Annotated in this window: 3 protein-coding genes (1 of these 3 cut by a window edge); all 3 read right to left on the reverse strand. The window is 63.3% G+C overall.

The window, feature by feature from the left end:
- Tightly spaced (each overlapping or abutting the next), the 3 genes in view from FFH90_RS20825 to FFH90_RS20835 form a layout consistent with a single transcriptional unit that may run on beyond the window.
- Positions 1-3,234 carry an amino acid adenylation domain-containing protein gene (locus FFH90_RS20825; protein ID WP_138866029.1) on the reverse strand — a complete coding sequence of 1,078 codons (3,234 nt, stop codon included), beginning with the start codon at positions 3,232-3,234 and terminating at the stop codon, positions 1-3.
- Complete coding sequence (locus FFH90_RS20830) at positions 3,231-16,748, reverse strand: non-ribosomal peptide synthase/polyketide synthase (protein WP_138866030.1); 13,518 nt, start codon at positions 16,746-16,748, stop codon at positions 3,231-3,233. The genes FFH90_RS20825 and FFH90_RS20830 overlap by 4 nt, the downstream gene beginning before the upstream one ends.
- Positions 16,748-23,325 carry the 3' portion of a non-ribosomal peptide synthetase gene (locus FFH90_RS20835; RefSeq protein ID WP_138866031.1) on the reverse strand. The gene runs 5,794 nt beyond the window's last position, so 6,578 of the gene's 12,372 nt are visible here — the last part of the coding sequence; its start codon lies off the right edge, out of view; its stop codon occupies positions 16,748-16,750. Before FFH90_RS20835 ends, FFH90_RS20830 begins: the two co-directional genes overlap by 1 nt.

The raw sequence follows: 23,325 nt of genomic DNA on the forward strand, positions 1-23,325 counted from the left end.
TCAACCGTTTTGTGCAGCCTTGGCGTTCTGCAGTTGCCGGGCTTTTTCGGTGAGCAACGCTTTTTCTTCGGGGCTCATATTGTCCAGACGCAACCGCGCCTGGGCGATTTTCTCCAACTGACCCGGACTGCTTTCCCGGGAGCGCAACGCCGCCGCCAGCCCCGCCACAGTCGGATGGTCAAACACCACGCCCGGCTGGATTTCGCACTGCAACAACTTGCGAATGCCGGCCACCAGTTTGATCACCAGCAAGGAATGGCCCCCGGCGGCGAAAAAGTCCCGGTCGATGCCCAGACGCTCAACCCCCAGCAACTGCGCCATGCGCGTCACCAGCAATTGCTCAAGAGCATCGCGGGGTTGCATGCCTTCATCGTCAGCCGAGGTGGACGCGAGTTGTTGCAAGGCCTTGCGGTCAACCTTGCCGTTGGCCAGTCGCGGGAAGCTGTCGATCAACTGCAAGTGCTGCGGCAGCATCACACTGGGCAGACGCCGCGCCAGTTCGTCGCGAACGGCATCGAGCAACGTCGCCGAAGGCGCCTGATGCGGCACGATGAACGCGAGCATCCCGTCTTGCGCGGACGGCCCCGGCAACACCAGTGCTTGCGCGACCTGCGGCAAACGCAGTAACTCGGCTTCGACCTCTGCCAGTTCGATGCGAAAACCCCGTACCTTGATTTGCTGATCGCGCCGACCGTGCAACGCAATCGCCAGATCCGGGCGATAGCGGGCCAAGTCGCCGGTGCGGTACAGGCGCTCCTGCGGATTGAACGGGCTCTGGATGAACACTTGCGAATCGGCCTCGACATTCACGTAGCCGCGACACAACTGCGCGCCGCCGAGGTACAACTCGCCCAGCACACCGACCGGCGCCAGTTGCAGGTTATCGTCGAGTACAAACACCTGATTGTTGCCCAACACCCGGGACAGAACGCCGGCGTCAGGCACCGCCGCCTCCAGATCCAGCGGATGAACCAGCACGCCGACCGTGGCCTCGGTCGGGCCGTAGTGATTGAACACCCGGCAACCACTACGCAAACCGGCGATCCGTTGCACCAATGCCTGGGCAATCGGCTCGCCACCCAGCACCAGCGTGCGCGGCAGTTGCGCGCGTTCGCTGTCGAGCAGCGCGGCCAGGTGCGACGGAACGATCTTCAGGCAATCGATGGACTGCCGTTGCAGGAAATCGGCAAACAAATTGCCGTCCTGCATTTGCTCATCGCTGGCCACATGCAGCGCGGCGCCGTTGAACAAGGCGCCGAACAGCGCCGTGTTGCCCAGGTCCGCCGCCACCGTGGAGGTGAAGCCGAACTGCTGGCATTGATCCAGCCCCAGGGCCTGGCTGACGTGAGCGGTGTAATTAAGTAATTGCCTATGCTCGATGACCACGCCTTTCGGCATACCGGTGGAGCCGGAGGTGAACAGCACATACGCCGCCTGATCACCCTGTGTATCGTGGGTGATGGCCGACGTGCTCGCCGGGGTCGATTGCAGCACACGATCCACGGTCGCCAGAGGCAACGGATAATCGTGCCATTGCGCGATGTTCCCGGCGTCGACCAGTAGCAACGCAGCGCCGGCCTGTTCCAGCATCAAGGCTTGACGGGCTTGCGGCCATTGCGGGTCCAGCGGCAGGTACGCGGCGCCGATGCGCCACGCCGCGAGCATGGCGATCACCAGCTCCGCCGAGCGTGGCAAGGCCAGCGCGACGATAGCCCCCGGCGCCATGCCCTGGGCTTTTAATGCCTGGGCCAACACCTCGACCTTCGCCTGCAACTGCCCGTAACTCAGGCGTTGATCGCCGTCAGTCAGGGCGATAGCTTGCGGCGTGGTCCTGGCCCAGTCGGCAATGCGCTGCGGCAAGAACCGGCTATCGACCCGTGCTCGCGCTGGCGGGTTGATCGACAGCAAGCGCTGTTGTTCGGCGGCTCCCAACACGTTCAGTTGACCGAGTTCGGCGTGAAGATTGGCAACGATGTTTTCGAGCAATACGCGCAACTGCTCCAGCAACCCTTCCATCGCCTGAACCGAGTAACGGGACGCGTTGTAATGCAGGTGGAACGCGTGGGCATTGCCCGCCTCGTCCGTTTCCAGTTCAAGCATTAATTCAAACCGTGCTTCGCGCACTGCCGAACGCGGAGTCCATTGCAGATCAGCGGACGTCGCGGCTTGCATGGCCCGGCACACGGCAAAACCATACGCCGGGCGAGCCGCCGTAGGCGCCAGTTCAGGCGCCCAGTACTCCTGCCATGTACGGTGCTCATCCAGACGCGCCGCCAACTCTGCCACCCAGGTGCTGAACCCAGCATTCGCCGTCAGTGGCAGGTTCAGCGGCAGGGTTTTCTCGAACACGCCCACGGCATTACTGAAGTATTGGTAATCTTCGCGACTGTCATGCCGCACCCCGACCAGCACCTGTTGATGCCCGCTGAGCCGACCCAGCAACAGCCACCAGGCCGCTTGCAGCACCACACTCGGCGATTGCTCCAACGCCTCGGCCACTTGCTGCAAACCGCTGCGCAGTGCCGGATCGAGCGTGAGCGCCAGCGATTCAGTGGCCGACGACAATCCAGGATTCGCGTTGCGATAGGCCAGCCACGGAGTACTCAGATCAGGATCGACGCCTTGCAGGTGTTCCTGCCAGTAAATACGTGCGCCGGCCGCGTCTTCGTCGAGCACCACTTCACTGCGCCATTCCAGGTACTGGGTGAATTCACCGGTCTCTTCGTCGTCCGCCGCCGACTGTTGCCCATAGGCCCGCACCAATTGCTGATACAGCAACCGCACGCCGCTTTGATCGAGGCTGTGCCGGGCCAGGCCCAACACCAATTTCCATTGATCATCGGCCAGGCGATAGAGCACCGCTTGCGCGCCCTCGGATTCACCGACGACAAAAGCACGCTCCGCCCATTCGCTGAGCTGAGCCTGAATACCGGCCGGGGTATCGACCCGCGCCTGCACGCTCAGCGGGAAGCGCTCCGCCCCCCCGACGAACTGTCGGACACCATGGAATCCCGGCGCCTTGCCCAGCCGCGCGACCAGCATTGGCTGTTGCGCCAGCAAGCGATCCAGTGCGTTTTGCACCCGCTGCGGATCGAGGGCGCCGCGGATCTCGACCTCCAGGAAATGCAGCGCATCACCACAGGCCGGGGCCTTGGGCAACTGCTCCAGCAACCGTTGCTGTTCAGGCGTCAAGGCGTAACCCAGGTCCTGCTGGTCCATCGATACCTCGTTCATGCTCCGGTTTCCTCGGTGTTCATTACGCGTTCAAGGGCGCTGCGGTCGAACATATCGCCCATGGCCACGACAATCTTGCGCGGGCCTTCGAACGGATCACGGGCGTGGGCCACCAGCATGTTGTCGAGCAGGATGGCGTCGCCTTTTTGCCAGTCGAAACGCACCGCGCATTCTTCGTACAAGTCACCGATGCATTGCATCACTTCGTCTTCGATCGGCGTGCCGTCGCCGTAGAACACGTGGCGCGGCAAGCGGTCCAGGCCGAACATCGACAACAGGTCTTCCCGCACGTCCGGCTCCAGCCAATAGATGTGATGCAGTTGCACCTGGTTGAAGAACGATTTGGCGCCGGTCACCGGGTGACGAATGATGGCCGGGCCTGGGGTGCGGGTTTGCAGTTCGTTGTTGTCGAGCCAGCGCCATTCAATGCCGCCGGCCCGGCAGCGGGCCTCGACTTCGGCACGGTCTTCAGTCTTGAAGAAATGCTGCCAGGACACGTCGAGGTTGTCGGTGAAGGTGCGCACGTAAAGCAGGCCTTTTTCCTCGAACTTGTCCCGCAGGTCCACCGGCAGTTTTTCGTACATCAACCGGCAATCCACCACTGGAGTCGCACCGCCAATGGGCGCGGCTTGCTCGCAATAGAACATCTGCTTGCGCGGCCAACGGTCCTGGTGGGAGCTCTCGTTGTGGAACAGGATCATCTTGCGTTCCGGGTACGGCGTGGAGCGGTAGGTGTTCTTGCCGCCCTCTTTCTTCGGCAGATCGCCGTACTGGCCGTAAAGCCCTGGCTGGATCGCTTCGGCAAACGCCTCGAAGCCCTGAATGCCATCCAGCTCGAAACCACGGAACAGAATCCCGGCGTGCCTGGCGAGTTTTTCTTCGATCAGCGGCCGGTTGTTGTTGATCCACTCGATCAAGTCCAGATGCGGCTCGTTCGGTTCCAGCAGCAGCGGGAACGGCTGTGGCGCGGCGATCAGCGATTCGCGGATCGGTGCCGGTCGGGCCTTGGCCGCCGGGGCGGTGCCGCGTTTGAGGAACTTGCCGAGTTTGTCGGCCTTGGGTCCGGGGACGGCAGGCTTGGCGGCCACCGCTAAATTGTCGACTGGCATGCTGATAGCTCCCAATAGAATGTCCTGATCAGCGACGATCTGCTCCAACAGGGCTATCCAGGCCTTGACCAGGTGCTGGATGCGCTCGTGTCCGAACAAGGTTGTGGCGAATTGCCAATTACCCAGCAATTGCCCTGCTTCATCGTCAACGAACAACGCCATGTCGAATTTAGAATGGGTCTCCAGCGCCGGCAGCGATTCCACGCTCAAACCGCCCAGGGCCTGGGTACGTCCCGGCAGGTTGTTCATCACGAACAACACTTGCACCAGCGGGTTCATGCCCTTGTGCCGCGGCACGTCCGAGGCGTCGACGATCATGTCGAACGGCAGGTCCTGATGCTCCAGGGCACTGAGCAGGGATTCCTGGGTCTGGCCCAGGAATCGGGCGAACGGCGTGGCGGCGTCGAACCGCGAACGCAACGGCAAGACGTTGACGAAGAAGCCGATCAACCGTTCAAGCTCCGGCTGTTCACGCCCGGCCACGTCGGCACCGACCAACACATCCGCAACGCCACTGACCCGGTGCAACAACACCTGGAACGAGGCCAGCAGCGTGCTGTACAGCGTGACGCCCGCGTCCATCGACAACTGGCGCAAGGCCGTGCTGAGTGGCGTGGTGAGCTGGAACTGCACCGAGTCACCCGCATAGGACGGTGTCAAACCACGGGGGTTGTCCGATGGCAACTTCAGTTGCCCGCTATAGCCTGCGAGCCGCGCTTTCCAGTACTCGGCCTGACGCGCCAGCACGCCTTGCTGCTCCAGTGCCTGCTGCCACAGCGCGAAGTCGGAATACTGCACCTCCAGCGCCGGCAACGGGGTCAGGTCACCGGCCTTGGTGCGGTGATAAATCTCCACCAGTTCGTTGACCAGCAAGCCCATCGACCAACCATCGGAAATGATGTGGTGCATCGCATAAAGCATCACATGCTCGGTCGGCCCCAGGTGCAGGATCCGTCCACGCAACAGCGGTGCGTGTTCCATATCAATCGGGGTGCGCGCGTTTTCCAGTGCTGCTTGCGCCACCCATTCTTCCTGGGCACTGCGGGACAGAGCGGACAAATCGATCACCGGGAAATCCAGTTCAACCTGCTCGGCGATCACGGCAATCGGGTCACCTTCATCGTCCTGGGTATACGCGGTACGCAGCACTTCATGGCGGCGCACCACCTCGGCGAAACTGCTGATCAGCCGTTCCACCGACAACTCACCACGCAAACGCAAGGCCATCGGCATGCCATAGGCCGCGGTGCCGCCGGACAATTGCTCGGCGATCCACAAGCGACGCTGCACCAGCGACAACGGTGCGCTGTGCCGGGTGCCATGGGCCTTGAGAACCACACCGTGGCCGTTCGGCTCAGGTGTGCCCTGCTGCTGCGCGATCCACGCCGCCAGGTCCTTGAGTCGCGGATGGCCGAACAAGTCACGCAGGCTCAACGTACAAGCCGTGAGTTTGCGCAGGCGCGAGACCGCTTGCGTCGCGAGCAGGGAATGCCCGCCCAGTTCGAAAAAGTGATCGTCGCGGCCGACCTGATCCAGTTCCAGCACGTCCTGCCAGACCGTAGCGATCTGCTGTTCCAGTGCACCTTCAGGCGCGACAAAGTCCAACGCCGCCAGACGGGCATCGACGCCGGGCAAGGCCTTGCGATCGATCTTGCCATTCGGGCTCAGGGGCAGGCCTTCGAGGAACAGCACATGGGCCGGAACCATGTAATCCGGCAGGCTGGCCTTCAGGCGTGCCTTGATGTCATCGCGCAACGCCGCCAGCCTGGATGAATCGGCGCTGGCTTGCGCCGGATCGTCGAACACCACGTACGCCACCAATTGCTGACCGATGGCGCCCGGTTGCGCCACCACCAGTGCCTGACGCACCGCAGGAACCCGCAGCAGATGGGTTTCAATTTCACCGAGCTCGATGCGCAAACCACGAATCTTCACTTGATGATCGATCCGCCCGACGTACTCAATCACGCCGTCGGCGCGATAACGCGCGAGGTCGCCGGTGCGGTACACGCGGCCACCGCCCAGTGGATCGAACGGGTCGGGAATGAAGCGCTCGGCCGTGAGCTCAGGTCGCTTGAAGTAGCCCCGTGCGAGCAGCTCACCGCCAATCACCAGTTCACCGACCACACCGACCGGCGCCGGTTGGCCCTGGGTGTCGAGTACATGAATCGCCCGGCCGCCCAACGCCCGGCCAATCGGCATGGTCACCGGCAACGGGTTGCGGCCGGACACGTAGTCGCTGCAATCGAGCAGCGTGGCGCTGACCGTGGCTTCGGTCGGGCCGTAGGTGTTCAGCAGGCGCACATGGCCCAGCCCGGCCTGGCCCCAGGCGGCAACACCTTCCGGCGGCATGGCTTCGCCACCGACGATCACCTGGCGCAACGCGCCATAGTCACGATGACCCGCCGCCGCAAGGTCCTTGGCCAACATATTCCAGTAGGCAGTGGTCAGGTCGCTGACGCTGAACTGCTTGTCGCGCAGTTCGCGATACCAGGTCTCGCTGTCCCAGATGTCCGGCCCGCGCAGCACCACCGAGGCACCGCAAATCAGCGCCGGGTAAAGCTGCTCGACAAAGGCATCGAAGTTGAACGTGGCAAATTGCAGCGAGCGGTCCTGCGGCGTGAGGCCGAGGAAATCCAGGGCCACCCGGGCATGACGGGTCAGCGCCGAGTGGGTGATGCCAACGCCTTTCGGGCGCCCGGTGGAGCCCGAGGTGAACATCACATACGCCAGGTTTTGCGGGCCGCTGCGCTGCGGCAGATTGTCGGTCTGGGTCGGGTAATCCAGTTGATCCAGGCGCAGGACGGTCACACCCGCAGCTTCTGGCAACGCCGCCGCGAGGTGGCTTTGGGTCAACAGCACACGCAGACCGCTGTCCTCGATCATCGCGCCCAGTCGCTCGGCCGGGTACTCCGGGTCCAGCGGCACGTAGGCGCCACCGGCCTTGAGCACCGCCAGCAGGCTGATGATCATCTGCGTCGAACGCTCGACCGCAATGCCCACCAGCACTTCGGGGCCGACGCCGTGTTGCAGCAGCACGCGGGCCAATTGGTTGGCCTGGTCATTGAGCTGGGCATAACTCAGGCGTTGCTCGTCGAAGATCAGCGCCAGCGCTTGCGGCGTGCGCTCGGCTTGCCGTTCAAACAAACGCTGCACGCACACCTCATCGACCGGCAGCGCCAGCGGCTCGCGCACAGCGGTCGAGGCCAGGGCCAGATCGCCCACGGCACTGGCGGCAGGTGCCTCGACCATCTGCAACAGCAGGTGCGCGAGATGCCCGGCCAGTTGTTCAATCGCGGCGTCATCGAACTGCTGACGATCGAAACTCAGTTGAAACGACAACTCGGCGCCGAGGTTGACCGACAGGGTCAACGGGTAATTGGTTTGCTCGAAGTTACCCACTTCGCCGAAGCGCAGATCTTGCGGTGCGCCCTGTTGCAGGGCTTCGGAGATCGGGTAGTTCTCGAACACCAGAATGTTGTCGAACAGGGCTTCGCCGCCCTGCCCGGCCCAACGATGGATGTCGAACAGCGCGGTGTGTTCTTGCTCACGCAAGGCCAGGTTCTGCGCCTGCACCTGTTGCAGCCACTGCGCCAACGGCTGTTCGGCCCGTGGGCTGGCGACCACCGGCAAAGTGTTGATGAACAGGCCGATCTGCTGCTCGACCCCGGTCAGTTGCGCCGGACGTCCGGACACCGTGGCGCCGAAGCTGACCGTGTCCAGCCCGGTATAGCGTTGCAACAGCAGCAGCCAGGCTGCCTGCACCAGGGTGTTGAGGGTGACTTTCTGTTCCCGCGCAAAGCCATTGAGCCCGGTGGTCTGCGCCTGGTCCAGGGTCAGGAAGTGCTCGCCTTGAGCGGTGTTGGCCGCATCGCTTCCGGTCCACACCAGCGCCTTGGCCAACCGGGTCGGCTCATCGAACGCGGCCAACTGGCCCTTCCAGAAACCTTCGGTGACCTGCGCGTCCCGTTGCGTCAGCCATTCGATATAGTCGCGATAACGCCCCGCTGTGTTCGCCGGTACCTGGCCGCTGTAGCGTTGCAGCACTTCCCCGAGCAGCTGCGAATTGCTCCAGCCGTCCATCAAGATGTGATGACTGGTGTAGATCAGGTGAAAACGCGCGGTGTCGAGACGCACCACCGTCAGGTTCAGCAACGGTGCGGCGGCAAGGTCAAAACCCTGCTGGCGCTGCGCGGCCGCCAGTTCGCTGAGCGCCAGGGCCACATCGCTCTGGTCGCGCCAGTCATGGAAGGTGAACGGCACGGCCAGTTGCTTGTGAATCACCTGCAACGGACGCTTGAACTCGCCGTCCCAGACAAAACTGCTGCGCAGCACATCGTGCGCATCCATTGCCGCTTGCCAGGCCTCGCGGAAACGTTCGACGTTCAAGCCTTCGACATCCACGCACAGCTGATTGATGTAATCGCCGGCCTGCTGCTCGTAGAGGGTGTGGAACAGCATGCCTTGCTGCATCGGTGACAGCGGGTAAATGTCTTCGACCTGGCGTGGCGTCACCGGCAACGCATCGAGCTGGCGTTGCGTCAACCCGGCCAGCGGGAAGTCCGACGGCGTCAGGCCCTGATGCCGAGCCTCACAGCAGTGCTCGATCAACAGCCCCAGTTCCTGCGCATAAGCCTGCGCCAATCGCTCGATGGTCGACGGATCGAACATCTGCCCGCTGAACGTCCAGCCAATACTCAATTCGCCGCCATACACACGGCCATTGAGGGTCAGCCAGTTGTCCAGCGGTGCCAGCTGACTTTGCTCCGCGCCCGCCGATTCGCTGGCCGGAGTGAACAGTGCGCCCGCCTCGTCGCCAAACCCGGCATCGAACTGGCCGAGGTAGTTGAAGGTAATGCGCGGCACGGGCAAGGCTTGCAGCATTTGCCGGGTACTGTCATTGCCCAGGTAGCGCAGCGCGCCAAAGCCCAGGCCTTTATCGGGGATCGCCCGCAGTTGCTCCTTGATCGTCTTGATCGAGTCCTGCGGCGTGCTCGCCGGGGTCAGCCGAACCGGGAACAGACTGGTGAACCAACCCACGCTGCGGCTCAAATCGAGTTCGTCGAACAGCGCCTCGCGACCGTGGCCTTCGAGCTGGATCAGGGTCGAGGCGTCGCCCGTCCAGTCCGCAATCACCCGCGCCAGCGCCGTCAGCAACAGGTCGTTGACCTGCGTGCGATAGGCCGCCGGTGCCTCCTGCAACAGCTGGCGGGTCTGCTGTTTGTCCAGACGGGTCTGCACATGCAAGGCGTGGCGATTGTGCAACTCGCCCTGGGGTCGATCGCAGGGCAAGTCATTGCGTGAACCCTGCAACTGCTCTTGCCAGAACCTCAGCTGAGCCTGCATCGCCGGGCTGTCGGCATGTTGTTGCAAGCGTCGCGCCCAGGCCTGAGTGGCACTGGTCTTGGCCGGCAATTTGAGCGTTTGGCCGGCCTGCAACTGCTCGCAGGCCTGTTGCAGGTCTTCGAGCAGAATGCGCCAGGACACGCCGTCGACCACCAGGTGATGGATCACCAGCAACAGGCGCTGGCTGCCATCGGCCACGTTCGCCAGCACCGCGCGCAGCAGATTACCGCTCGCCAGTTCGAGGCTGCGCTGGGCCTGCTCGCCCAACTGTTCGAGTGCCGCCGCATCGGCAACCTCGGAGGTCCACAGCAGCGGCGACTGTTGCCAGAGCGCCTGTTGCTCGGCCAAGGAACGATGTTGCGCGGTCCAGTTGTCGCCCTGACGACTGAACGCCAGACGCAACCCGTCGTGATGGCTGACCAATGCCTGCAACGCACGCTCCAGGTGTTCGGCGTGCAGCGGTTTGGCGGACTTGAGCAGCACCGACTGGTTCCAGTGGTGCGGCTCGGCCATCTCGCGTTCAAAGAACAACTGCTGGAATGGCAGCAACGGCGTATCGCCAGTGACCGGGCCCTGGTCGATGCGCAAGCCACTGTCGCCGACCTTCGCCACCGCCGCGAGGCTTTGCACGTTCTGATGCAGGAACAGGTCTTTGGGGCTGAAATGAATCCCCGCCTGACGCGCCCGGCTGACCACCTGGATCGAGATGATCGAATCGCCGCCCAGCTCGAAGAAGTTGTCGCTGATCCCTACCTGCGGCCGCCCCAACACGCTTTGCCAGATCTCCACCAGCGCTTGTTCGATAGCGCTGGTCGGGGCGGTGTAAGCCTTGCCGCTGGCCGTGGTGTCGGCCTTGGGCAACGCCTTGCGTTCCAGTTTGCCGTTGGGGCTGACCGGCATTTTTTCCAGCCACAGCCAATGCTGCGGGACCATGTAGTCCGGCAATGTCTGGCTCAGGTGTTCCTTGAGGCTGCGCTGCAAGGCGTTGCGAGTTTCATCGTCGGCGTGCAGCAACGCGTCGCGGGTCGGCACCACATACGCCACCAGCAGCGTGCCGTCCTGGGCGATCACCACGGTTTCACGGACTTCGGCGCGTTCGGCCAGGCGCGCTTCGATCTCGCCCAATTCGATGCGCAGGCCACGGATTTTCACCTGATGGTCCATGCGCCCGGCGTATTCGATCACCCCGTCGGCGCGATAACGCGCCAGGTCGCCGGTGCGGTACAGACGCTGGCCGTCACCGAACGGGCTGGTCGCGAAGCGATCCGCCGTGAGCGATGGACGACGGTGATAACCCCGGGCCAGGCCTTCGCCGCCCAGGTACAACTCACCAATCACGCCCACCGGCACCGGCGACAACTCGTGATCGAGAATGTAAGTGCCCAGGTTGGCGATCGGCTGGCCGATCGGCACGCTGTCGCGCCCTTCGTCGACGCACGTCCAGTGCGTGACGTCGATGGCCGCTTCGGTCGGGCCGTAGAGGTTGTACAGCCCGGCATTCGGCAGCTTGGCAAACACTTGCTGCTGCGCGTCCACTGGCAGGGCTTCGCCGCTGCAGACAATCCGGGTCAGGCTGCGGCACTGGCCCACCGCAGGGTCTTGCAGGAACGCCTGCAACATCGACGGTACGAAGTGCAGCGTGGTGATGCGTTGCGCGGTGATCAATTCGATCAGCTGCGCCGGATCGCGATGAATACCTGGCGCGGCCACCACCAGGGTCGAACCGGTCAACAGCGGCCAGAAGAACTCCCAGACCGACACGTCGAAACTGAACGGCGTTTTTTGCAACACGCTGTCCGTGGCGTCGAGCCGATAGGCCTGCTGCATCCAGCACAGGCGATTGACCAGTGCCGAATGACGGTTGCCCGCGCCTTTGGGTTTGCCGGTGGAGCCCGAGGTGTAGATCACATAGGCAAGGTTTTCCCCGTCGAGATCAACGCCAGGGTTGGCATCGCTGCGGCCTTCCAGCCAGTCGCCGTCCTGATCCAGCACCAGGCTGCGAATGCCGGCCGGAATCGGCAATTGCTCAAGCAAATGGCTCTGGGTCAGCAGCAACTGGATGCCGCTGTCTTCAAACATGTAGGCCAAACGTTCCTGTGGGTATTCCGGGTCCAACGGCAAATAGGCACCGCCCGCCTTGAGAATCGCCAGCAGGCCCACGACCATTTCCACCGACCGCTCGACCGCGATGCCCACCAGCACATCCGGGCCGACGCCCTGCTCGATCAGCACGTGAGCCAGTTGGTTGGCGCGGCCATTGAGTTCGGCGTAGCTCAAGCGTTGCTCGGCAAACACCAGCGCACACGCCTGCGGGGTTTTACCGACCTGCTCTTCGATCAGCGCCTGCACGCTGTGATGCAACGGGTAGTCGACAGCGGTGGCGTTCCAGTCGACGACCGTCATTTGCCGCTCGCGGTCATCGAGCAACGCCAATTGCCCGACCGGACGGTGGATGTCCTCGACCAGGCCCTGCAACAGATTCAGCCAGTGCCGGCCCATGCGTTCGATGGTCGACGGCTCGAACAAATCAGTGGCGTAGGTCAGCGACGCGTGCAGGCCTTGCGGGTTATCGCTGGTGTCCAGGGTCAAGTCGAACTGCGCGGTGCGGTGTTCCCAACTGAGGTTTTCCAGCTCAATGCCCGGCAACGATTCGGCCAGCGTCGACGCCGATTCGCTGCGATGGTTGAACATCGCCTGGAACAGCGGGCTGTGGCTCAGGTTGCGTTGCGGTTGCAAGGCATCGACCAGTTGCTCGAACGGCAGGTCCTGATGCATCTGCGCCGCCATGGCCGTCTGCTTCACCTGTTGCAGCAATTGCGCGCCCGTCAGCTGGCCATCGAACTCGGCGCGCAGCACCTGGGTGTTGACGAAGAAACCGATCAGACGCTCGGTTTCCAGCCGGTTGCGGTTGGCAATCGGCACGCCGACGCGGATATCGGCCTGGCCGCTGTAGCGATGCAGCAAGGTCTGGAACGAACCGAGCAACAGCATGAACAGCGTGACGTTTTCGCGCCGGGCCAAGGCCTTCAGGGCATTGCTCAGGGATTCGTCGAGGGTGATCGGCAGACGCGCGCCACGGAAACTTTGCTGCGCCGGACGCGGATGATCCAGTGGCAGCTCCAGCAGCGGCTGTTCGCTGCCGAGTTTTTCGCACCAGTAGGCCAACTGCCGATCCCGTTCGCCGGCGGCCATCCATTGACGCTGCCACACCGCGTAGTCGGCGTACTGCACCGGCAATGGCGGCAGTTCGGCCGGCCGGCCCTGGCTGATCGCCGCATACAGGGCCATCAAATCGTCGATCATCACCTGCAACGACCAGGCGTCGGAGACGATGTGGTGCAGGGTCAGAATCAGCACGTGATCCTGCTCGCCCACCTGCAGCAGAACGAAGCGCACCAACGAGCCGTCGAGCACATCGAACGGGCGTTGCGTCTCCTGTTCGACGAAGGCCTTGATGCTCGCCTCATCGCTGGCCGCCAGACGTTGCTCGACAAAGCTCACGCGACCTTGCGGGCGGATCATCTGCCAGGTGTGGCCATCTTCCTCGACGAATGCCGTGCGCAAACTTTCGTGGCGCTCCACCAATGCCTGGAAGCTGCATTGCAGGGCGTTTTTGTCCAGCGCGCCGCGCATCCGCAGCGCGGTCGGGATGTTGTAGGCGGCGCTGTCGGGGTCCATTTTCCACAGGAACCATTGGCGCTCCTGGGCAAAGGACAGCGCCAGCAGTTGGTCACGGTCGACCCGGGTCATCGGCGGTGACTGTTCGCCCGGCTCGGCGCCCAGCGCCTGGACGAAATCCTCCAGGGTGCTGTGCTCGAACAGGCTGCGCAACGGCACCTGAATGCCCAGCACCCGACGCACCCGCGACACCACTTGGGTCACCAGCAGGGAGTGCCCGCCCAGCTCGAAGAAGTTGTCGGTCAGGCCCACGCGGTCCAGCTTCAGTACGTCCTGCCAGATGGCGGCGACTTGCTGTTGCCGCTCGCTCTGTGGGGCGACATAACGCGCCTGTAACTGGCTCGCGTCCACCGCTGGCAACGCCTTGCGATTGAGTTTGCCGTTAGGTGTCAGCGGCAGGTTGGCGAGGAACAGCAGATGCGCCGGGACCATGAATTCCGGCAGGCATTCCTTGAGCCGCGCCTTGAGTTCATCGCGCAGACGCAGTTGCTCGTCGGCGGCATCGAGGTCCAGTTGCGGCGCGACCACATAGGCCACCAGTTGCTGGCTGCCCAGGGCTTCCTGCGCCAGCACCGCCACTTCACGGACTGCTGGCTGCTCCAGCAAACGCGCCTCGATTTCACCCAGTTCGATGCGGAAACCGCGAATCTTCACTTGATGGTCGATACGCCCCATGTATTCGAGCACGCCGTCATGACGATGGCGTGCCAGATCGCCGGTACGGTACAGCCGCGCGCCGTTGCCGAACGGGTCGGGCAGGAAGCGCTCGGCGGTCATTGCCGCTCGGTCGTGATACCCACGGGCCAGGCCATCCCCGCCGATCAGCAGTTCGCCAATCGAGCCCGCCGGGTTCGGTGCCAGGTCATCACCCAAAATGTACAGCGTGGTGTTGGCAATCGGTTTGCCGAGGTACGGCTGGCGCTGCTCGCGGGTCAGCTGCCAGGCCGCCGACCAGATGGTGGTTTCGGTCGGGCCATAAAGGTTCCAGACCTGCCCCGCCAGACCGAGCATGCGTTGGGCCAGGTCATCGGCCAGCGCTTCGCCACCGCAGAGGAATTTACAACCCTGGAGCGTGGGCGCCTGTTCATGGTCGAGCAACATGCGCCAGGTCGACGGCGTGGCTTGCACCACCGTGACTTGCTGTTGCCGGATCATCTCCAGCAGCGCTTGCGGATCCTGGGCGGTGTGCTTGTCCACCAGCACCACACGGGCACCGCTGAGCAGCGGGCCGTAGATCTCCAGGCCGAAAATATCGAACGAAAACGTGGTCAACGACAGCATGCGGTCCTGGGCCTCGATGCCCGGCGCCTTGACCATGCTCACCACGAAGTTCACCAGCGCCTGATGGCGCACCATCACCCCTTTGGGCTTGCCGGTGGAGCCGGAGGTGTAAATCGCATACGCCAGGTGTTCACCGCTGAGCGCTACCTGCGGATCAGCTTCGCTGTAACCACGGGCGTGTTCGCCTTGCGGGTCGAGCAACAGGGTCTGCACGCCGGCCGGAATCGGCAGTTGCCCGATCAAATGCGCCTGGGTCAGCAGCAGTTGCAAGCCACTGTCTTCGATCATGTGCGCCAGACGGTCTTCAGGGTATTGCGGGTCCAGCGGAACGTAGGCACCGCCCGCCTTGAGAATCGCCAACAGTCCGATCAGCATTTCCAGGCTGCGGTCGATGGCGATACCGACCAACTGATCCGGGCCGACGCCCCGTTCGATCAGCCGATGGGCCAACTGGTTGGCCTGGCGATTGAGTTGTGCATAACTCAGGGATTGCCCGTCGAACACCAACGCCGTGACCTCTGGCGTGCGCCGGACCTGGGCTTCGATCAATTGATGGATGCAACGGTCGGTCGGGTATTCGGCGGCGCTGCGGTTCCAGTCGACCAGCACCCGCTGTTGTTCGGTTTCGTCGAGCAGGCCTAGTTCGCCTACACGCTGCTGCGGATCGGCAACGATGCTGCCCAACAGGTTTTGCCAATGCCGTGCCAGACGCTCGATGGTCGCGCCGTCAAACAGGTCGGTGGCATAGGTCAGCTGTGCGCCGAGGCCTTCGGGGCCGTCGAAGGTTTCCAGGGTCAGGTCGAATTGCGCGGTGCGCGATGGCTGATGCAAGTGGCGGATCGTCAGCGCCGACTCGCCGGTGCCCTGGCGGCTTTGGCTGGCGCCGGTGCTCTGGTGGTTGTACATGACCTGGAACAGCGGGCTGTAGCTCAGGCTGCGTTCCGGCTGCAAAGCCTCGACCAATTGCTCGAAAGGCAGGTCCTGATGCGCCTGGGCAGCCATCGCCGTCTGTTTGACCTGGGCCAGCAGCGTGCTGAACGTGGCCTGAGCGTCGAACTCGGTCTTGAGCACCTGGGTGTTGACGAAGAAGCCGATCAGCCGCTCGGTCTCGACCCGGTTGCGGTTAGCGGTGGGCACGCCGACGCGAATCTCGGCCTGGCCACTGTAGCGATGCAACAAGGTCTGGAACGACGCCAGCAACAGCATGAACAGGGTGACGTTTTCGCTTTTGGCCAAGGCCCTCAGGCGCTCGCCCAGTGCCGGCGGCAATGCCAGCTCATGACGGGCGCCACGCAGGCTCTGCACCACCGGACGCGGGTAATCGGTGGGCAACTCCAGCACCGGATGTTCGCTGCCCAAGTGCGCCTGCCAGTAGTCCAGTTGCCGCTCGCGCTCCCCGGCTTCCATCCAGTGCCGTTGCCAGATGCCATAGTCGGCGTACTGGATCGACAGTGGCGGCAAAGCGAGTTCCTGGCCCTGGCGGTAAGCGCCGTACAGTTGCAGCAGTTCATCGACCATGACCCGCATCGACGCGCCATCCGAGGCGATGTGGTGCTGGGTCAGGGTCAGCACGTGCTCCTGCGCGCCAAGGCGCAGCAGGCTGACGCGCAATAGCGGCCCGTTGACCAGGTCGAACGGCTGCCCGGTCTGTTCGGCGACGAACGCTTGTATCTGCGCCTCTGGCGGCAGGGCATCGGGGCGTTCATCCAGTTCATGCACGGCGACGGTCAGGTTCATGTGCGGATGAATCACTTGCACCGCTTGCTCATCCTGCTGCCGGAACGTGGTGCGCAGGCTTTGATGACGGGCAATCAGCGCGTTGAAACCCCGTTCGAGTGCCGCGATGTCGAGTTCGCCCTGCAACTGCATGGCACTGGGGATGTTGTAGGCGGCGCTGTCGGGGTCCATCTGCCAGAGGAACCACTGGCGTTCCTGAGCAAAAGACAGCGGCACCGGATCGAACTGCGACTGGGTTTCGGGAATCGGCAGGTTCGCCGGTGAAACGCCCTCCTCGAGCATCTTCTGCAGATAGACCCTGCGCTTGTCGAGCGGCAAAGTAATGAAGCGCCGGGCGATCTTCAAAGCGACATTGGTATCCATCAAGCTTCCTCCATTTCATCAAGCAGGGCGTCCAGCTTGCTCAGTTTCAACGTATCGACCTGCTCACCTGCGGTTGCCAGACTGCTGACGAAATCCGTGAGTACGGGGTGTTGAAAAATCAGTTGCGGGGTCAGTTTCAGGCCCAGTTCCAGTTGCAGGCGTGAAACCACATTGACGGCCAGCAACGAGTGGCCGCCCAGTTCAAAAAAGTGATCCAGCAGGCCGACACGCTCGACTTGCAGTACGTGCTGCCAGATCGCCGCGACCTGCTGCTCGCGCTCGCTCTGCGGGGCGACATAACGCACCTGCAAATGACCGCCCTCCACCGTCGGCAACGCCTTGCGGTCGAGTTTGCCGTTGGGTGTCAGCGGCAATTGTTCGAGGAATAGCAGGTGCGCCGGGACCATGAACTCCGGCAAAGACTCCCTGAGCCGTGCCTTGAGTTCATCGCGCAGGGACTGCTGATCATCGAGCTCCAGTGGTGAAGCGACCACGTAGGCCACCAGTTGCTGATTGCCCAGGGCTTCCTGTGCCAGCACCGCCACTTCGCGAACCGCAGGCTGCTCCAGCAGGCGCGCTTCGATTTCCCCCAGCTCGATGCGGAAACCGCGGATCTTCACTTGATGGTCGATTCGGCCTCGGTACTCGAGCACGCCATCGGCCTGATAGCGGGTCAAATCACCGGTGCGGTACAGGCGCTCGCCGTTGCTGGCGAACGGGTTCGGCACGTACTTCTCGGCGGTCATGCCCGGCCGCCCCAGGTAACCCCGGGTGATGCCGGCACCGGCCAGGTACAACTCGGCCGATACGCCTTGCGGCACCGGGTGCAGATCGGCATCGAGCAAATAGCTGGCGGTGTGTTTGAGCGGGCGACCAATGTTGGCGCTGCTGCCCGACTGGCGGCGAGTCCAGGTGGAATAGGTGGTGTCTTCCGACGGGCCGTAAAGGTCGTAGACATGCTCAACGGTCGGCTGCCCATAAAGCGCGTCGACCAGCGACTGCTTCAACGGCTCACCGGCGAGGTTGATGATGCGCACGCTCGGCGGGATCTGCCCGGCACTGTGCAGCGCATTGATCGCCGACGGCACGGTGTTGATCAGGCGCACCTGATCCCGCACCGGCAATTGCGGTAACTCCAGGGCGTTGCGGGCGATGATCAGCGAGCCGCCGTTGGCCAGGGTGACAAACAGCTCCCATACCGACAGGTCGAAACACACCGAAGTCGAGGCCAGTACCCCCTGAATATCGTCGCGGCTGTACACCGATTGCGACCAGTCGATCAGCGCCAGCACGTTGCGATGGGCGATGGCCACGCCTTTGGGCTTGCCGGTGGAGCCGGAGGTGTAGATCACGTAGGCCAGGTTATCCGGCGTGACACGGGTGACCGGGGCGATGCGCGGATAATCCGCCAGCCACGACTCGGCGTTGTCCATCAACAGCACTTGAGTGCCCGCCGTCACGTTCAATGTTGCCGCAACAGCCTGCTCGGTCAGCAGCACCAGCGCACGGCTGTCGTCGAGCATGTAGGCCACGCGGTCGGCTGGATAATCCGGGTCCAATGGCACATAAGCGCCACCGGCCTTGAGCACCGCCAGCAGCGCCACCAGCAGACTGTCGGAACGCTGCATCGCCACGCCGACCCGCACTTCCGGGCCCACGCCCAACTCGATCAGCTTGTGGGCCAGACGGTTGGCCCGGGCGTCGAGCTCGGCGTAAGTCAGTTGCTTGGCCGCGAAGGTCACCGCCAGCGCATCCGGTTGGGCGGCGACCTGGCGGTCGATCAATTGATGGACGCACAGATCATCGGCGAAACCTTCGTCAGCCCGGTTCCAGTCCAGCAACACTTGCTGCTGTTCGCTCTCATCCAGCAGCACCAGCTCGCCGAGGCAGCGCTCACCGGCGTCGATCATTTGGCTCAACAGGTGCTGCAAATGAGCCGCCAATCGCGTCACTGTCGCCGACGCAAAACTGCCGCGTTGATAGCTGAAGTGCAGCGACAGTTGCGCGTCGAGGCTCACCAGCAGAGTCAGCGGATAGTTGGTCTGCTCGCGGCTGGCCACCGGACCAAAACGCAGCCCTTGCGGGGCGCCCTGCTCCAGGGCCTGGGCAATCGGGTAGTTCTCGAACACCAGAATGTTGTCGAACAGCGCTTCACCGCCCTGCCCGGCCCAGCGCTGGATATCGAACAGCGCGGTGTGTTCGAACTCGCGCAAGGCCAGGTTTTGCGCCTGCACCGCTTGCAGCCAGCTCGTGAGCGATTGCTCGGCCCGTGGGCTGGCGATCACCGGCAAGGTGTTGATGAACAGCCCGATCTGCTGCTCGACACCCGGCAAGTCCGCCGGACGACCGGCGACCGTCGCGCCGAAGGCCACGGTGTTCTTACCGGTGTAGCGTTGCAACAGCAGCAACCAGGCCGCCTGCACCAGCGTGTTGACCGTGACTTTCGCGGCCCGGGCGAACTCGCTCAGACGCAGGGTTTGATCGGCCTCCAGCACCTGGAAGTGATCGCCGTAACCTTGGGTTTCGGTAGACGCTTGCGGCATTGCGACGGTCTGGGCCAGGCGCGTCGGCTCTTCCAGCGCCAGCAGCGCCGGGGTCCAGAACGCTTCGCTGGCGGCCGAGTCCTGGCGTTGCAGCCAGGCGATGTAATCGCGGTAACGTCCGCTGTGAGCGCCGTTGAACTGGCCGCTGTAACGCTGCAGCACTTCGCCGAGCAACTGCGAATTGCTCCAGCCGTCCATGAGGATGTGATGGTTGGTGTAGATCAGGTGATGACGGTGGTCGTCGATGCGCGCAATCACCAACCGCAACAAGGTCGGTGCGCTCAAGTTGAGGGCTTGGCGTTCCGTGTCGGCGAGCGTCTGCAAGGCCTGATCGCGCTGCGGATGGGCGCGTAAATCGTGCAGGCTGTAAGGCATCTGCGCGTGCTTGCTGACCACCTGCACCGGGTTTTCCAGTTCGCCCTGCCAGACAAAGCGCGTGCGCAGAATGTCATGGGCCTCCACCGCCGCTTGCCAGGCCTGATGGAAACGCTCGGGGTCGAGCCCGTCGACGTCCAGGCGAATCTGGTTGATGTAATCACCGGTGGTTTCCTGGTACACGGCATGGAACAACATGCCCTGCTGCATCGGCGACAGCGGATACAGGTCTTCGATCGATTGCGGTGCCAGCAGCAAGCCGTCCAGTTGGGCCTGACTCAAGCGCGCCAGCGGGAAGTCCGACGGGGTGACGCCGTGCTGCCCGGCCCGGCAGCAATGGGCGATCAGCGCTTGCAGTTCCTGGGCGTAATCGTCGGCCAGCGCTTGAATGGTCGCTTCATTGAACCGTTCGCGGCTGAAGGTCCAGCCCAGGTTCAGTTCACCGCCATACACCTGACCATTGAGGGCCAACTGGTTGGCCAATGGCGCACGAGCATCCAGTTCATCACCGGCCGCGTCACTGCACGGTACGAACAAAGCGCCGTCGGCTTCGGTGAAGCTGCCGTCGAACTGGCCCAGGTAATTGAAGGTCAGGCACGGCACCGGCAATTGGCTGAGGATTTGACGTGCAGCGTCGTCACCCAGATGGGCCAGCGCGCCAAAACCGAGGCCCTTGTTCGGGATCGCGCGCAGCTGTTCCTTGATCTGTTTCAGCGAGCCACCGAGGTCAGCGACCGGCGTCAGTTTGGCCGGGTACAGGCTGGTGAACCAGCCGACGGTGCGGGTCAGGTCAACGCCGTCGAACAACTCTTCACGGCCATGACCTTCGAGCTGGATCAACGCGCTGTCGGTCCCGGTCCAGCGCACCATGACGCGGGCCAGAGCGGTCAGCAGCAGGTCGTTGACCTGCGTGCGATACGCCGCCGGGGCGTCTTGCAGCAGTTGCCGGGTCATTTCCTTGTTCAGTTGCGTGCGCACCGTCAGTGCATGCTTGTTCTGCTGCCCGCCCTCGGGATTGTCCACCGGAAACGCCACGTCGGCGCCGTGTAACTGCTGTTGCCACCAGGCCAGTTCGCTGCGCAATTCAGCACTGCGGGCGTAGGTTTGCAGGTGCTCGGCCCAGACCTTGGCCGCACTGGTTTTGGCCGGCAATTGCAGGGGCTCGCCGCTCAACAGCAGACGGTAAGCGGTTTGCAGATCGTCAAACAGAATCCGCCACGACACGCCGTCCACCACCAGATGGTGGATCGCCAGCAACAGGCGCTGAGTGCCGTCATCGAGGTTCGCCAGCACCGCGCGCAGCAGCGGCCCGTGTTGCAGGTTCAAGCTGCGTTGCGCCTCATTGGCCACCGCTTCCAGTGCCGTGGCGTCGGCGACGTCAACCGCCCAGAGCAACGCCTCGGTCTGGCTGCCCGGCGCACGGTATTGCGCCTGCCAGCCCTCGGCCTGTTCGACGAAACTCAAGCGCAAGCCATCGTGGTGAGTAACCAGCGCACCAAACGCCTGCTCAAGCAGATTGGCATTCAGTATTTGCGTCGGCTTGAGCATCACCGCCTGGTTCCAGTGCTGACGCTCGGGGATGGTCTGTTCGAAGAACGCCTGTTGCACCGGCAACAACGCCAGTTCGCCGGTCACCGGCCCTTGATCGATGACCTGAGCCTGCTCACCCAACCGCGCCACCGTGGCCAGTGCCTGGATGGTCTGGTGCTGGAACAGGTCTTTTGGCGTGAAGCGGATGCCGGCCTGACGGGCGCGGCTGACCACTTGGATCGAGATGATCGAATCGCCGCCCAGTTCGAAGAAGTTGTCGCTCAAACCGACCTGATCGAGTTTCAGCACGTCCTGCCAGATCGTCGCCAGTTGCTGCTCCAGTGCGCTTTGCGGCGCCACGTAAGCTTGCTGCAATTGACTGACGTCCGGCTTGGGCAGGTTCTTGCGGTCGAGTTTGCCGTTGGGGGTCAGCGGGAGGCGCTCAAGCAGCAGCAAATACGCCGGGACCATGTGCGCCGGCAGCGCGACTTTAAGTTGCTCGCGCAGGCTGTCGGCGAAATCAGCCTGTTCGGCATCGAGCGCATCGGCGACCACATAAGCCACCAGGCGCTTGCCGCTGCCGGCGGTGCCTTCCTGGGCAACCACCACGGCTTCGCGCACACCTTCGAGGGCTTGCAGGCGCGCTTCGATTTCCCCCAGTTCGATGCGGAAACCGCGAATTTTCACCTGGTTGTCGATGCGATCCAGGTAATCGAACGTGCCATCGGCACGCTGCCGCACCAGGTCGCCGGTGCGGTACAGCAGGCCACCGACCGCGCTGAACGGATCGGCGACAAAGCGTTCCGCCGTCAGGCCGGGACGGTTCAGGTAACCCCGGGCCAGGCCGGTGCCGCCCAGGTACAGCTCACCGGCCATGCCTTGGGGCAGCAGGTTCAGGTCGGCGTCCAGCACGTAAGCGCTGCGGTCGCCGATGCGACTGCCGATCGGCGCGTAGGCCGCGCCGCACTGCACGTCGCGCCCGGCCTTCCAGATCAGCGGCGTGACCACTGTTTCGGTCGGGCCGTAGCCGTTAATGATGTAGTCCGGATCGAGCGCACGCTTGACCCGCTCGAAACTGGCGTTGGGCACGGCATCGCCGCCGAAACAGTAGATCCGCACCTTCGGCGGATGGCCTTCACGTTCGGCGTGTTCGGCCAGTTGTTGCAGGTAGACCGGCGGGAACGCCACCACCGTCACGCCGTGTTCGCGTATGACGTTGTAGGTCTGTTCCGGGGTCCACAGGCTGTCGTCGCGAATCAGCAGCGAAGCGCCGTGGGTCAGGCTGGTCAGCCAACGCTCATGGGCGCCGTCGAAGGCGAAGGACATGAAGTGGAATTCGCAGTCGCTGTCACGCATTTCATAGCGTTCGCCAATGGCCTGGCAATGCATCGCCAGCGGGCCATGGGCGACGCTCACGCCTTTGGGGTTACCGGTGGAGCCGGAGGTGTAAATGACGTAAGCGAGGTTCTGCGGATCGAGCGGCACCTTGGGCGCGGTAAGGGATTGGCTGCGCAGATCGAGACGGTCGAGCTCCAGCACCGGGATCGCATCATCCACCGGCAACTGCGCAGAAACCGACGAATCGGTGATCAACAACGCCAGCCCCGAATCCTCGATCAGATAAGCCAGACGCTCGCGCGGGTAACTGGTGTCCAGCGGCACGTAGGCACCGCCGGCCTTGAGCGCCGCCAGCAGCGCGACGATCACCCCTTCGCTGCGTGGCAAGGCCACGCCGACCCGGGTTTCCGGGCCGACACCCCGGGCGATCAGCGCATGGGCCAACTGATTAGCGCGTTGGTCAATGTCGCCATAGCTGAACCGCTGACCGGCGAAAATCACCGCTGTGCGCTCGGGGCGTTGGGCGGCGAGTTCGGCGATGCGTTGGTGCACGGCGACATTCACCGGGTACGGCTGCGGCTGGTTATCGGCCTGTTGCTGCGCCCGTTCGGCGGCGCTGGCCAGGGCAATTTCACCAAGATTGCGTTCGGCCGACTCGGCGAACTGCTCCAACAGTTGCAGCAGGTGCGCACCGATGCGTTCGATCGCGGACGTTGAGAAATGCGCCCGGTCGAAGCTGTAATGCAGCGCCAGGGTCTGGCCCAATGTCACGGCCACGCTCAACGGATAAT

This window comes from Pseudomonas sp. ATCC 43928, from assembly GCF_005938665.2.
Classification (GTDB): domain Bacteria; phylum Pseudomonadota; class Gammaproteobacteria; order Pseudomonadales; family Pseudomonadaceae; genus Aquipseudomonas.

Excerpts from the sequence above, each read along its gene's own strand:
- FFH90_RS20830 (WP_138866030.1), bottom strand. The coding sequence starts at position 16,748 with ATGGATACCAATGTCGCTTTGAAGATCGCCCGGCGCTTCATTACTTTG.
- FFH90_RS20825 (WP_138866029.1), bottom strand. The coding sequence starts at position 3,234 with ATGAACGAGGTATCGATGGACCAGCAGGACCTGGGTTACGCCTTGACG.